This is a genomic window from Sphingomonas sp. R86520, from assembly GCF_042466285.1.
Classification (GTDB): domain Bacteria; phylum Pseudomonadota; class Alphaproteobacteria; order Sphingomonadales; family Sphingomonadaceae; genus Sphingomonas.
Genome location: NZ_JAXHBZ010000001.1, coordinates 1,677,492 through 1,690,522, shown reverse-complemented (window position 1 = coordinate 1,690,522; position 13,031 = coordinate 1,677,492). Strand labels below are relative to the sequence as shown.

General features: G+C 55.1%; 12 protein-coding genes and 1 tRNA gene. 9 read left to right on the top strand and 4 right to left on the bottom strand.

The window, feature by feature from the left end:
* Positions 1–144: 144 nt before the first annotated feature.
* The 7 genes from drt3a to SJY41_RS07660 all read left to right on the top strand — a co-directional run bounded on the left by drt3a (position 145) and on the right by SJY41_RS07660 (position 9,064).
* On the top strand, positions 145–1,491 hold the full coding sequence (drt3a, locus tag SJY41_RS07690) for an antiviral reverse transcriptase Drt3a (RefSeq protein WP_380780512.1): 1,347 nt from the start codon (positions 145–147) through the stop codon (positions 1,489–1,491).
* Complete coding sequence (gene drt3b, locus SJY41_RS07685; RefSeq protein ID WP_380780510.1) at positions 1,484–3,547, top strand: antiviral reverse transcriptase Drt3b; 2,064 nt, start codon at positions 1,484–1,486, stop codon at positions 3,545–3,547. Before drt3a ends, drt3b begins: the two co-directional genes overlap by 8 nt.
* Before the next feature lie 612 nt (positions 3,548–4,159).
* Positions 4,160–4,354 carry a helix-turn-helix transcriptional regulator gene (locus SJY41_RS07680; RefSeq protein WP_380780509.1) on the top strand — a complete coding sequence of 65 codons (195 nt, stop codon included), beginning with the start codon at positions 4,160–4,162 and terminating at the stop codon, positions 4,352–4,354.
* Between the two features lie 149 nt (positions 4,355–4,503).
* Entirely contained in the window at positions 4,504–6,453 is a 1,950-nt protein-coding gene (locus SJY41_RS07675) for an AAA family ATPase (RefSeq protein WP_380780507.1), read from the top strand.
* 461 nt (positions 6,454–6,914) lie between these two features.
* A complete protein-coding gene (locus SJY41_RS07670; protein ID WP_380780506.1) occupies positions 6,915–7,661 on the top strand; it encodes a hypothetical protein in 747 nt (248 codons plus the stop codon).
* 229 nt (positions 7,662–7,890) lie between these two features.
* The gene (locus tag SJY41_RS07665; protein ID WP_380780504.1) at positions 7,891–8,292 is read left to right on the top strand and encodes a hypothetical protein; all 402 of its coding nucleotides are present in this window, start codon (positions 7,891–7,893) and stop codon (positions 8,290–8,292) included.
* 313 nt (positions 8,293–8,605) lie between these two features.
* The gene (locus SJY41_RS07660) at positions 8,606–9,064 is read left to right on the top strand and encodes a hypothetical protein (RefSeq protein WP_380780502.1); all 459 of its coding nucleotides are present in this window, start codon (positions 8,606–8,608) and stop codon (positions 9,062–9,064) included.
* 1,073 nt (positions 9,065–10,137) lie between these two features.
* Here SJY41_RS07660 and SJY41_RS07655 read toward each other — a convergent pair.
* The 3 genes from SJY41_RS07655 to SJY41_RS07645 form a co-directional block, all read right to left on the bottom strand.
* Complete coding sequence (locus SJY41_RS07655) at positions 10,138–10,512, bottom strand: hypothetical protein (RefSeq protein ID WP_380780501.1); 375 nt, start codon at positions 10,510–10,512, stop codon at positions 10,138–10,140.
* A gap of 13 nt (positions 10,513–10,525) precedes the next feature.
* Entirely contained in the window at positions 10,526–10,882 is a 357-nt protein-coding gene (locus SJY41_RS07650) for a hypothetical protein (protein WP_380780499.1), read from the bottom strand.
* Between the two features lie 206 nt (positions 10,883–11,088).
* Positions 11,089–11,178, bottom strand: a tRNA-Ser gene (locus tag SJY41_RS07645).
* Between the two features lie 129 nt (positions 11,179–11,307).
* On the opposite strand from SJY41_RS07645, the gene SJY41_RS07640 reads away from it, so the two are divergent.
* Positions 11,308–11,571: a hypothetical protein gene (locus tag SJY41_RS07640; RefSeq protein WP_380780497.1), complete on the top strand. Its 264-nt coding sequence runs from the start codon at positions 11,308–11,310 to the stop codon at positions 11,569–11,571.
* Between the two features lie 10 nt (positions 11,572–11,581).
* On the opposite strand, the gene SJY41_RS07635 is transcribed toward SJY41_RS07640, so the two are convergent.
* Positions 11,582–11,737 carry a hypothetical protein gene (locus tag SJY41_RS07635; RefSeq protein ID WP_380780496.1) on the bottom strand — a complete coding sequence of 52 codons (156 nt, stop codon included), beginning with the start codon at positions 11,735–11,737 and terminating at the stop codon, positions 11,582–11,584.
* A gap of 411 nt (positions 11,738–12,148) precedes the next feature.
* Between SJY41_RS07635 and SJY41_RS07630 the strand changes: the two genes are divergently transcribed.
* Entirely contained in the window at positions 12,149–13,009 is an 861-nt protein-coding gene (locus SJY41_RS07630; RefSeq protein ID WP_380780495.1) for an acyl-CoA dehydrogenase family protein, read from the top strand.
* The last annotated feature ends 22 nt before the right edge of the window (positions 13,010–13,031 follow it).

Sequence of the window (13,031 nt, the reverse complement as noted above, 5' to 3'; positions counted from 1 at the left end):
AACCTACAAAGGCATGAAGCGGGCGTGCCAACGTGGGGGGGCTTCGAGCGCCGCCGACATACGGTGTAGCGAAGGGCCACGCTTTCTAACGGTCGAGAATGAGGCTACGTCTTGGCTCGCCGCGCGGTTCGAGGGGAGACTAGCTTGCTGGATCAAATGTTTACGGCCGAGACGTTTCGTGTAATATTTGACGAGGAAAATCGAAAAGGCTATGATCCAGCGGGTCGATTCTTCCCGTCCGTCGAACCGTATACAGAAGCCGTAAAAAGCAAAATACACGAGATTAGGAAGATCAACGGTAATGCCGCAGCATTGCCAAACCTTGACCTCGAATCAGCAATAGATATTGCAAAAAATGACTTAAAAAAGCTTAAGCTTGACCGCTCAGCTGTCATTGACGCCGAACTTCGAACGGTAAGCAGTAACGCTGCAAAATCGAGTTTTCGGATCACATTGAAGAAGAAAGTTGGCCCGAAGGGTAAGCCGATATACGTCAGCGACGATAGTCCAGAGTCCTATTTTGTCATCAAGCAGGTCCAACGGAACATCAAGAGGATCTATGCTGTAAAGCAGTCCAATCGGAACGAGATGGCGGCGCAAGTGGCGCGTACTTTGTCGACCGATTTTCCCTTCGAGGTGGTTCGTACGGATATTCGTACATTTTATGAGTCGGTAGACCGAAAAAAGTTGATTAGAAAAATCGATGATGATCAACTATTGAGTACTGTATCAAAAAACTACATCAAGCAAACCTTGGATGCCTACGGTGTTCTGTCGGGATCTGCTAAGGGGATACCCAGAGGTATTGGCCTCAGTGCGTTTCTTGGTGAACTTGCACTACGCCCGGTCGATAACCAAATTCGGTCTCTTCCAGGGGTGGTTCTTTACTGCAGGTATGTGGACGATATTCTGGCGGTTTTCGCTCGCCCTGTCACCGGGAAGGAAGTCGGTTCCTACCAAGATTTGGTAGTAAAGGGTGTAGAAAAATGTGGCTTAACCACTAACCCTGACAAGACTCAATCGTTAGTGTTAGGCAGTTCGAAGCCTGCCAAGTTCACATATCTCGGATACCGGTTCGCTGTCGACTCTAAAGGATGTTCTATCCGGCCGAGTGCAACAAAGTTTTTGAAGTACAAACGGCGTGTGCAGGCTTCATTTGAGCAATATGATCGTGACATCCACGTCAGTGCCAAAAAGGCGTATCGGAATCTAGTAGCAAGAGTCCGCTTCTTAACTACCAATGCCCGACTACTTAACAATAAGGCTAGCGCAACCGTTGGAATTTACTACGGCAACCCGCTAGTAAATGATCTAGTCACATTTCGGCGTCTGGATAAAATGCTAAAGAAGCGGGTGGAGGGAATCAGAAGGAAGGCGCTGCGTAATCGCTTGAAGCTACTCACATTCACTAATGGATTCGTGAATAGGCCCTATTCAAACTTTACGACGCAAGAGCTAAGCCGAATAACGAAAGCATGGCGCGATGAGTAAGATAACGGTACTACTTGAAGATCGTAAACAACGGTCTCTTCTAACGGACATGCTGCCCTTCGAAGTGCCGCCGACTTTCTCTAACCGTGGATTCTACCGCTTTATTCGGCGAAACTCCATCGAAATATCTAATCGTACACTACGGTGGGTTTCCCCCGATATTGACAGGCTAGTTTTTCTTTTATTTGGGGTCGAGGACGACGCCTTGATATCCACGTCCGTCGTGTCTGAATGGGGAAAAGTGAAGACGGTTAGATCTGTTTCACTCAATAAGTGTCGAATGGACACAAACCCATTTGCATTCAAGATCGCCCATCATATTGAGGGCCGCGTACTAGCGGTCGTCCATCCGCGCAATCAGCTTCAAGTAGCTGACTTCTATCATTGGTATTCGTCGCTTATCTTGTATCATACTGGTCTGAGCGAATATTCAATTCGTCGCCCGTCCGGGGTGGCAAAGTTCTCTTACTTTTCCGACTCACTGCATGATCAGAGAAGAGAGTCAGGATCTGGAATTGAAATAGATGATCGTGAGTATGATCAGACAGGCTCTTACTTCACATACACAAAATACCGCAACATACATCGATTTTTTGAGTCTTACTCGTACCATCGCTCCGAAAAAAAGTTCGATTCAATGGTGCAAATAGATATTAGTCGTTGCTTCGATAGTATTTACACCCACTCCTTGCCGTGGGCTACTATGGGTAAAGAGCAGGTCAAAAATGAGTTGGAACTTTCAAAATCGACCTTCGGCGGCCGGTTTGATGCTTTGTTGCAAAACATGAATAACAAAGAAACTAATGGTATTGTTATTGGCCCCGAGTTCTCCCGTATATTTGCTGAAATCATTTTGCAGGCAGTAGATGTACGTGTGCAGAACGTGTTGCTCCGTGATTGCAACATAACGCATAAGATTGACTACCGCACGTATCGGTATGTGGACGATTACTTTGTATTTTTTAATAAAGAATCTACTAAACTTGCGTTCTTAGAAACCCTTCAGGCCGTTTTGAGGGAGTTTAAGCTAAGTATCAACGCTGCTAAAACGAAGACGTATGAGAGGCCGATAATAACTCCGATTACTCTCGCAAAAGAAGCTATTTCCGAACTTTTCAACGCGGACTTTAATTTTGACGTTGAGACAATTACCGCGACTTCTGCTGAAGAAGGCGACGTCACAATCTTAGTTGGGTCTCTTAACGCAAACCGACTAATTGTCCGATACAAGACAATCTTGCATAGCACATCAGTTTCATATGACGATTTGCTTAATTATACTCTTGCAATTGTCGAGCGGAAATCAGCTAAACTTCTTGCACTCTATGATGAGGTCGATGATTCGATAGACAATCAGCGCAGGCTTATAAAAGGCATAAGCGCGATTCTTGAATTCTCCTTTTTTGCCTACTCGGGTAGTCCGAAGGTTAACCATACCATCCGCCTAACAAGGCTGTGTTCGTCCATCGGGACCTTCATGGAGAAAAGGAATATTTCGAAGGACCTCCGCCACGTAGTCCTTAAATATATTCACGATAATATCGTTCATCTGTTGGAGAAAAATCAGATGGACCGGTACCGGGAGGTAGAGACTCTCTATCTATTACTTGCATTGGGCTCGACAGGTAAGGAGTACTGGCTTCCCGAGGAAGTTCTACGACGATATGCCGGTATAAAGGTTGACGATAAGACGCAGCAATTTTCGAGAGAAAAGTTTCTCAACCATTTTTCTATTACCGTTTTGCTAACTTACATGAAGGACAAGGTTCGCTATAATAGATTGCGGTCTTTCGTAGAAGCTCACGCCGTAGAGAAACTGACTCACAGTAAGGAGCACTGTCACGGTGATGCGGAATCCATGATGCTATTTCTTGATCTACTCGTCTGCCCTTACATTGCTGACGGTACGAAGCTCGGAATGGCTGCGTTGTTTAAAATCGATGACACAATGTGGCAGTCGATCGCGGACAAAAATTCCCATTGGTTCACCGCTTGGGGCAACAATTTCGATCTAGGAAAAGAACTGGACGCCAAGCGTGGCAGGCAGGTATATTGATAACGGCGCTCCGCTTTGCCCGTTATGGCTGTAGGCAGCTTACACACAAGCGCCCTGGATCCTCCTGTATACATTGGGAGGATCTTGCCATGGCGGTAGGAGCGGGCCGCCATATTTCCGGCTAATTAATCTTTCTGGCTTAGCAGGTTACACAGCGTAATCGGCTCCATCGTAAAACGAGAAAGCTGGTGTTATGGGCCGCCCGTCCATCTGCCGACTTGAGTGATCGGTTTGCGTTTGGAGAGAGTTAGGTTGACCCGCCTCAAGGGCGTTTAAACAATCTTCTGGGCATCGCCATCTCGTCCGGATCGCCCGATAGCTCGTGTCATACCCGACCTGCCCTATCTAGAAGCAAGCGACCTTGCCTCATGATCGGCGTGGCCAAGGCGAGTGGGCAGCTATCCTCCAAGTATCAGAGTACCGTCGGGGATAGCGTGTTGACCGTTCACGAGCGTATTTGTATAGCCATGCACAGTCCTGACGGACTGCGACAAGCGCCCAAGTGGCGGGCTGGATGGCCTTCGCAGCGGTTAGGACGTGAGGTCGGTGGATGCCGGCAAATCCCAACATTCTTCGCGCCCAACGGTGACGAACAATCAAGGACGGCATCCCATGTCCGACTGCACCATTCTTACCGTCGATCAGGTCTGTGAACGCCTGACCATTTCCGAACCGACGCTCCGTCGATACGCAAAGACCGCCAGCGACTTTCCCCGTAAAATCAAGATCGGTCAGCGCCGGGTCGGCTACCTGAAATCTGAAGTCGAAGCCTACGTGGCGAGCCGATACGAAGCCGCCGGGGCGTAATGCCTGCCCGGTTGCCGTATTTGGCTAGCTACATTGGTCAGTCTCGATAATTTCCGAACGTTTTCAACAGAAACGGCGGAACGAGGCTCCTTCGAACCCAATAAAAAGCCCGACGCGTCCGGCAAGACGCATCGGGCGGGAACTTCAGCATGACAGAGATAATTCACCCGATCGCGGCGCACAACCCGCGATCCGATCGAGCGCTGTTGCTCGCACATCATGGCTATGCGGTCTTTCCGGTCCGTCCGGATGGATCAAAGGCACCGTACAGCGATGACACTGTATCAACCGTCCTAGGCGTTCCCCCGCCCCCGACCGGCCTAGGCGGGTGCAGGCTGGCAACGTTGGACCCGACGACCATTGCGCGATTGTGGACGGCATTTCCCGACGCGTGGATAGGCATCGCAGCGGGCGCAGCATCGGGCGGCTTAATCGTTCTCGATAGCGACGAAAAGAACGACAAGAGCGGTAGCGCGACGATTCAGGCGAACGGCTACACCCTTACCTCGACCGCATGGCAGCAGACGCTAACCGGCGGGCATCATTATCTGTACCGTGCGCCGCCTGGGACGCATTGTCCGACCGATAGCGGCGCGCTTGGCTCCGGTCTCGATAGGCGCGGCGACGGCGGCTATATCGTCGATTACGGTTTTGATGTTGCTACCCCGCTTGCGCCCGCTCCACTGTGGTTGACGACCGGCGGGACGGTTCGCACCGATCGCCAGCCATTAGGCTCGCTATGTGCACCATCATTCGACGCAGCGCATAGAGCGCTGTTCGGCATCGATAACCCTGATAGCTATGATGAATGGCGCAACGTCGGGATGGCCTATCGGCAATGTGCAACCGGCCTAGCTGACGAAGCAACGGTTAAAGACGCGTTCAATGAATGGTGCGCGCAATATGAAAAGAACGATTTAGCCGACAATGAAAAGCTGTGGCGATCGATGGACGACGGCACAGCGATAGGTTGGCAATATCTGTATGGACGTACACCGGCTGTAATTAAGGCTGAAATCACGCTTGGTTTCATCGATCGTAGCCGTGATATCGTTCAACCGCTTTCCATATTCTTCCCTGCGACCGCGTTCGATGGAACAACGCCCGCCGTACGTGAATGGTTGGTAAATGATATCGTACCGATCGGAACCGTTACGCTACTTGGCGGCGATGGCGGCACAGGTAAATCACTACTAGCGCTGCAACTTGCCGTATCGTCATGCTTGAACCGGCTATGGATCAATCGATTTGTGGTCGGTGGGCCGGCATTGTACGTCAGCGCTGAAGACGACCGGGACGAAATACATCGCCGCCTGACAGATATCACACGACTTTGCGGCGTAACGATAGGTGATCTTAAGGCGCTTACACTCGCCAGCTTGGCCGGACAGGACGCGCTTTTGGCGACGTTGGGGCGCGATGGCGTGCTGCAACCGTCCAAACTGTTCCACGACCTTGAAACGCAAGTTGCCGCGATCACCCCTCGGCTAGTTGTTCTCGATACGCTGGCGGACCTGTTCCCCGGCAACGAGAACGACCGTGCGCAAGCGCGGCAGTTTATCGGGATGCTAAGGGGGCTGGCGATCCGTCATAAATGCGCTGTCGTGCTTCTATCGCACCCGTCGCTGTCCGGCCTTAATAGCGGCGCTGGAACGTCCGGATCGACCGCCTGGAGCAATTCCGTTCGATCGCGCCTCTACTTCGAACGCATCGCCGTGGATGGCTATGAATCGAACGTGGACGCCCGCCGGCTAAAGGTCCTGAAATCTAACTACGGGCGGACCGGAGCGGAAATTACCGTCACCTATCGAGAGGGCATGTTTGTGGCCGATCCCACGTCCGGCGGCACCGACAACGCAGCCAAGGCCGAACAGGTCTTTCTCGCGCTCCTAGGGACGTTCTCCGAACAGGGGCGGTTCGTGAATGCGAGTAGCGGCCCAAATTATGCGCCAAGCATCTTTGCCGCGCATCCCGGAAGCGAGGGCATGACCAAGCGAGCGCTGAAATCAGCAATGGAAAATCTGTTTTCAGCCAAGCGGATCAAAATTTCAGAAATTATGGAAAACGGTAAAAGCCGAAAATTTATCGAAATTGCCTGAAATTATGAATTTTGGACGCTTCGCATCTCCCCCGCAACTACCCCGCATCTCCCCCGAAACTCCCCCGCCCATCATATCCCCCATACCCCCTGGGATAGTGCGGGCGGCTTCGGGCCGCCACACCATCATAATCCATAATTACGGACCATAATTTTAAACCATCACGATCGATAAATTATAACCATCCAAATGATAAACGGACGCAGCGTCCGCCACGGTTCGGAATTATCGCATTCAGACCACACGATAAATTACGTCGGTGATGATGCAGCTAACCACGTCAGCTAACCGAATGGTCCGTTGAATGGTGCGTCAAAGTCAAAGTCGGACGATCCGCCACACGGTTTGTCTATAAATTCACCCTCGGTAGTGATCCTGTATGGATACAGATGCCGTATCTTTTAAGAGTTTTCGATTGCGATAATTACGAATGGTCAACCGGTTAACACAGGACCATTGCTATGAAGTTTTCGAAGACAAATACCGATCGCGGAACCGCTCTGCATCTCGACGGCGATAGCGCTGGCGCAACCGCCCACGTCGCGACCTTCCCGAATACGGTCCCTTTCGCCGCGCAATTCGCCGCTATCGGGATGGAGGTCGATCGATACGGAAATCATTTGGTCACGTTAGACCAGCTTTTAAAGCCCGAAGCGCTTACCGACGAAGCACGCCGCACCCTGCCGCCCGTCACCATAGCCGCCAAGGCGGCCATACAGGCTGTTCAGGCCGAACGTCGCGCCATTGCCGCCGCCGATACGATCCTTCGCGCTGTGGAGCCGGGAAACAGCGCTCTACGGTCGGAAATTCGCACGGACTGGCGCGGTCGATCGCTTGCCGAACAATCGGATCGGGTAGGGATCGCATCCCACGAAGAATTAGCCGCGCTGATGGAAGGTGGACAAGCTGTGTCGCGCCTTCCGGACGCTGTTTGGACCATGATCGAACAGCGCTACATCACGCTAAATCATGTGAAGCGTACCGGTTTGCAGGCGGACTATGAGCGCAAAGCAACGATCAACGAATTAACCGCGACCGGACCGGACGAAGCCGCCGCAATGCGGGCAGCGGAAGCCGCCGTTGAACGGCACGAAGCGCGGCGCACGGTGGTTGCGGACGCGGAAGCATCGCTAAACACGATCATTCCATTTATCGCGCTGGCAACTGGCGAACGGGTTGATCAGGCATTCAATCGGTTGATCGCGTGAGTGTCGGTCCAACGCTTCCCGCTGAAGTCGCGCTGACGACCGCACAGACGATCGACAGTAGGATGTTATCGCGGGCGCTCGGTGGAGCATCTCGCGCGCTCCTATCGCTTTGGAGGTTGCGTCACGGCTTCCCGCCGTCCGTGCGGCGCGGGCGTAGGACGGTTACAAAAACCGCCGACGTTGCAGCTTGGCTGACGGCGCATGGCGTCGACGTTCGGTGGATATAATCATGGCCGATAATCTCCCTATTTCAACGGATCGCGATGCGTTGGGGCGGTTTGGACCCGGTAACGGCGGGCGCGTGCCGGGTTCACGGAACAAGGTATCGTCCGCTGCAATGCAGGCGGTCAAGGACATGTCGAGCGAAGCACTCGCCGCCCTACGCATTCGTATCCAGGCGGGCGACATGCAGGCCATCGCATTTTGCCTTGATCGCATCCTTCCGAAAGGTCGCACGGTTGAATTGTTCTCCACCGATCCGTTGGCGATATCCGATGCAGTCGCAAACGGGGATCTGACGACGGCCGAAGCTAAGGACCTTGCGGCGGCGTTGGCAAAGCTGCGTGATCTAGCGGAACTGGACGATCTGAAGACACGGATCGATGAACTAGAACGTGCGGTTGCAAAATGAGCCGTGCAGCCCTCCGGAGCCGCCTTCGGGCGCTCCGGGAAACCCTCCAGCCATATGACAGCCTAGCCGCACGCGTGGAACGCCTGCCGCCCTACCTACGGGCCGAATACGAACGGTGGCGGAGCGCTCGCCCGAAGCTGGATTATAGCGGCGAGGACGGGGAGGCGTACGAACGGTCGCTTGCCGCTCCAGTCGGTCCCAGGCTGCGAAGTGACGTTTGCGAGGCACTAGATTTGATCAGCACCGATATTCCCGCTGATGCAACGATCAACGAAGCGAGCGAATTATATCGCGCACACGTACAGGTGAACAAATGGAAATAATCTATGTCCGCAAACCGAATATCTACATTGCTATAGATAACGGTAAAATATTCGGAATACAAAGGAACGTGCAGAAACCAATCAACCCTGCCGCCACGGTAGTCCAAACCCTAAGCGGTACTCCAATGAGCGATTGGGGCGTTCGGAACGATACGTTATATGTCGACGGATTGATGATAACTGACTTGGCCGAATGGTTTTACCGGACGAACCCAACGCTGAAGGTCAACGCGTTTGGTAAGCATTTCATGGCCCTGTTCGATGGCGGCGATCGTTCTTTGCTACAAGAAACAATAGTTGCAGTGTGTCGAGTGGTCGCAAGTAGGACTTTGGATGCTACTGGCGAGCATAAGATGTTTATCAGTGAGCAATGGAAACAGCACGCACCGGAATATGCCGATTTGATGATTGCACGACTACTTACAACGGACAAAATCAGCCGAACATAAAACGTAAGCGGAATGGCCGGAATGGGAGGGGATGGGCGTCGATCGAACCAGCGCAACGCTGACACCACTGCCGCCGTTGTTCGGACATCACGTTTTCGAAAGCGGTTGTCGCTTGGCGGGTAACCGTGGCAATGTCCGGGGAAGCGGTGAGGTAGGCGCTGCGGTCGCCGTCGTTAATGGCATCCGTCCTTGCAGGGAATTGACGCCTACCTCACCGCCCCCTTCGGGAGCCAGTTGCCATCGGACATTGGGTCCAATGCCGATCACAACCCCATCTTGATCAACCAATGAGAAGCGAACGACAAGGGGGTGTGGTCGGGGTTAACGACATGCGCGCGACGAACTGAGTGCGTGTAGGGCGCAAAGTCGCGATAAAAGCCCAATCCCCCTTTGGAGAACATCTACTTCGTCGTTCGCGTAGATCGAGCGCATGGACGTGAACAAGCAGCGTCACGATGTCGCGTCTACATGAACCAGTCCTTCACGGTATCGACCAGCGCAACGCTGAACTTTCGAGTGGAAAGGTAGCACATTACGGTCGAATAGTGACCTGCGCACCCGTTTTGTCCAAACCCCTCTGAAATAGAGAGATTATTTTCACGCAACTTTGTTACGGATCGGATCGACCTACACAGGCGGGCAGTTCAGGGCCGAATGTCGCATATGGGAAGGAAAGCGGTCGCTCGGCGAGCGGAGTTAGCGGTCATATGTAGACGGACCAACCCACGAAATAGCCAAGTTCTTCTCGTTCCTTCCCGTCCATTTGGCGAAGCATGATAGATTGGCTTGGGTTCCCCCATAGCTTGGTCCGCCTTCGTCAAAGATCATCGTTATTTCTTCGTGGATTTGAATCCGCATTTGCTTCAATCCACATTGACGCGCCGCCTTTGCGGCACTGAGGATACCGTTCAAAGTTCCCTCGGCTAACGGCGCAACGGGTGCGTTGCCGAGGCACAATGCTACACTTGCGAGTATCGCCAACTTTGGAAGCACGCGCGAATTCCTGTTTCGCTAACACAAACATCGGCAGTTGGGGTATCGTGGGTCAACAGCGTAATGACCGCAAGTGGGCGTTAGCTGTCGAACCAGGCCAAACGTTCGACATCGACGGAAGTGCTGCCCATGTGGCGTATGAACGCGTCGCGAAGCCCATCGATGTGCTTTTGCCATTTTGGGAGGTCTCCGCTCGGATCAACGCCATCGGCTTCGAACAGCCACCCGACGAACTGATCGACCGTCACCATTCCTCTATCAGGGAAGAAATCGGTGACGTGAATCGGGCGGTCATCGACGACCGATCCGCACCAACCGCGTTCTACGCAAACCTCTGTCATCAAGGCATGGAAGGGCTCTCGATCCGTCATCGAGCGATGCTGAACGAATGGCCGCATTCGAGCAAGCGCCTCACGGTTCAGAACGGCAACAACTGGGCGGTCTTTCGCGATCATGGATTACGAACGATTAGATAAGCTCATGTAGCGATGTTGGCATATCAGCAGCGCTGGAAGCGAGTAACGTGTCAGACACCGCGTTGATGTAGCGCAGTTCAAGATGGCCACGGCTTGGCCCGTTCTCGATCACTCTCGCGCCGTCGAGGACGCAGAACAGACCGAATGCGGCAGCCCTCGCGCCGTCGGCGACCGCGTATTCTACGTTCGCGCGTTGGTCGGCTGAGAGCCCGTTAAACCAAGCGGCACGCCGCTTCCTTTCCTCTGATAAGTTCCTGCCCGACGGATTTGAAATCTGGGAAATGGTGTCACTGGCAGCTGGTTCGACCACCAACGCGCGCACCAGTTTGACGAATACGGCTTGGTCCATAGAGCAGATTAATCCCGCTTTGTGCGCCTGAATGTATGGCGGCAATCGGCGACGATAGCGTGAGCCGCTAATGTCGGGAACTGCGCGTAAGCGGAATGGCTGGAACGGAGAGGAAGGATGATGTATCGGTTGGTTAGTGATTTTGGTGAGTCACTCGCCATCTAAATCACGAAAGCTATGGTTTCACAACACTTAGCAGACTTGACTGGCGGACGGGGTGGGATTCGAACCCACGGTAGAGTTACCCCTACGGCGGTTTTCAAGACCGCTGCCTTAAACCACTCGGCCACCCGTCCGGATGTTTGCGTGTGGGGCGCATCTAGAAGGTCGCCGAGGGGATCGCAACCGCCCGATTACGCCGTTCGACGACGGGCGGCGCGCGTGGCCGGATTGCGTTTGATCGGGTGGGGCGCCATGCACGGGCGATGGACCTCGACGCGATATCGCAGCATTTCTTCGGTACCACCGACATCGACACACTCGACGCGGCTGCGCTCGATGCCGGTCGGGACCGCGTCTCGATCGCGTTCGGGACGGAACGCGAGTCCGGTCGCCGGTTCGCACTATGGGCGGTGTTGCGGGCGACGGGCGACGCGCCGGACCCGGCCAAGGCGTTCAAGGATCCGCGCGAACGACGTGCGGCCGAACTCTATGCCGCCGCGATCGGTGCCGCCGGCAGCCCGGACTAGGCGGCCCGGACTAGGCCGCGCGACGTTCGAGCAGCGCGCGCTCGATCCGACGGATCAGGTCGGCGATCGGCGGCATGTCGCTCGCGCCGGTCCTGCCATGACGGTCCGCGGATCCCATCGCCATGCGCCTGCCGATCAGGGCGAAGCTGTCCTGTTTGCGTGCCATCGAACTCTGTCCCTTGTGATCGATCGCCGCGGCTATGGCTGACAAGCGTTAACCAAAGGTTCGGTAGCGTTCTGTCCCTGGGAGACGGTTTGCGATTGCGTCGCTGCAATGGTGCAACGCTCGCGCCGTTCCGGCGTTCTCTGCTGACCATGGCGATACGCCAACACTCTGCCGGGGGCTCGTCAGCTGACCACATATCCATCGGACTGGACCGTCCTCGAAACCGTCCGTCATCTCGCTGCGGCGTGGGATCAGGACAACACGCACGAGGGGTTTCCGTCCGAACGGATCACCGCGCTGTACGGCGCCGGCGCGCTGTCGGCATTCACGACGGTCGCAACGACGGGCGAGACGGACGCGCTGCTCGACGTCCTGCGGGCGATCGGTGGAGCGGACCTCAGTCTCGGGCGCGTGTTCGAAGGACATGTGAACGCGGTCCAGCTCGTCGCGACCTATGGCACCGACGATCAGCGACAGACGTTGGACGCCGACCTGGCGGCGGGAAGCGTTTACGGGGTCTGGAATACCGAGCCCAACCCGGGGCTCGAAATTCGCCCGGATGGCGACCTGCGCTGGGTATTGGGCGGCGCCAAGAGTTTTGCGACGGGGGCGGGTCATCTCGACCGCATCCTGGTGACCGCGCGCAACCCGGAAGGTCTGAAGCAGCTCGTTCTGGTGCCGATCGCCGGCGAAACCGAACGCGCCGACAATGCCGGGTGGCAGGTCCGTGGCATGCGCGGCACCTGCAGCGGCCGGTTCGACTTTTCCGGCTTGGTATTGGGCAATGACGCGCTGATCGGCGGGCCCGGCGACTATGAACGGGAACCGCGTTTCAGCGCCGGCGCGTGGCGGTTCACGGCGGTCCAGCTCGGCGCGATCGAGGCGCTGGTGCGCCATCTGCGCGATCACCTCGTCCAGACCGGCAAGGGCGCCGATCCGATCCAGCGCGCCCGGTTCGCGACCTGCCTGACCGAGACGCGGAGCGCCGGCCTATGGGTTCGCCGCGCCGCCAACCTGGCCGAGACGCAGGCAGCGGAGGCGATTCCGTTCGTGCTAATGACCCGCGGGGTCGTCGAAGAGGCGGGTCTGAAGACGATGGAGGCGGCGGCGCGATCGGTCGGCACCGCGTCGTTCTTCGCTGCCAGCCGGATCGACCGGATCACGCGCGACCTCGGCTTGTATTTGCGCCAGCCGGTGCCGGATCAGGCGCGCGACCGGGCGGCGGCGGCGTGGCTGGAGGATGATTGCTGGGGCGACGATCGGTGGTGGTAGCGCCGGGCCACCGCGCCTGGAG

Coding starts and splice junctions, on each gene's coding strand:
- drt3b (WP_380780510.1), top strand. CDS start 1,484: ATGAGTAAGATAACGGTACTACTTGAAGATCGTAAACAACGGTCTCTT.
- SJY41_RS07680 (WP_380780509.1), top strand. CDS start 4,160: ATGTCCGACTGCACCATTCTTACCGTCGATCAGGTCTGTGAACGCCTG.
- SJY41_RS07675 (WP_380780507.1), top strand. CDS start 4,504: ATGACAGAGATAATTCACCCGATCGCGGCGCACAACCCGCGATCCGAT.
- SJY41_RS07670 (WP_380780506.1), top strand. CDS start 6,915: ATGAAGTTTTCGAAGACAAATACCGATCGCGGAACCGCTCTGCATCTC.
- SJY41_RS07665 (WP_380780504.1), top strand. CDS start 7,891: ATGGCCGATAATCTCCCTATTTCAACGGATCGCGATGCGTTGGGGCGG.
- SJY41_RS07660 (WP_380780502.1), top strand. CDS start 8,606: ATGGAAATAATCTATGTCCGCAAACCGAATATCTACATTGCTATAGAT.
- SJY41_RS07655 (WP_380780501.1), bottom strand. CDS start 10,512: ATGATCGCGAAAGACCGCCCAGTTGTTGCCGTTCTGAACCGTGAGGCG.
- SJY41_RS07650 (WP_380780499.1), bottom strand. CDS start 10,882: ATGGACCAAGCCGTATTCGTCAAACTGGTGCGCGCGTTGGTGGTCGAA.
- SJY41_RS07640 (WP_380780497.1), top strand. CDS start 11,308: ATGGACCTCGACGCGATATCGCAGCATTTCTTCGGTACCACCGACATC.
- SJY41_RS07635 (WP_380780496.1), bottom strand. CDS start 11,737: ATGGCACGCAAACAGGACAGCTTCGCCCTGATCGGCAGGCGCATGGCG.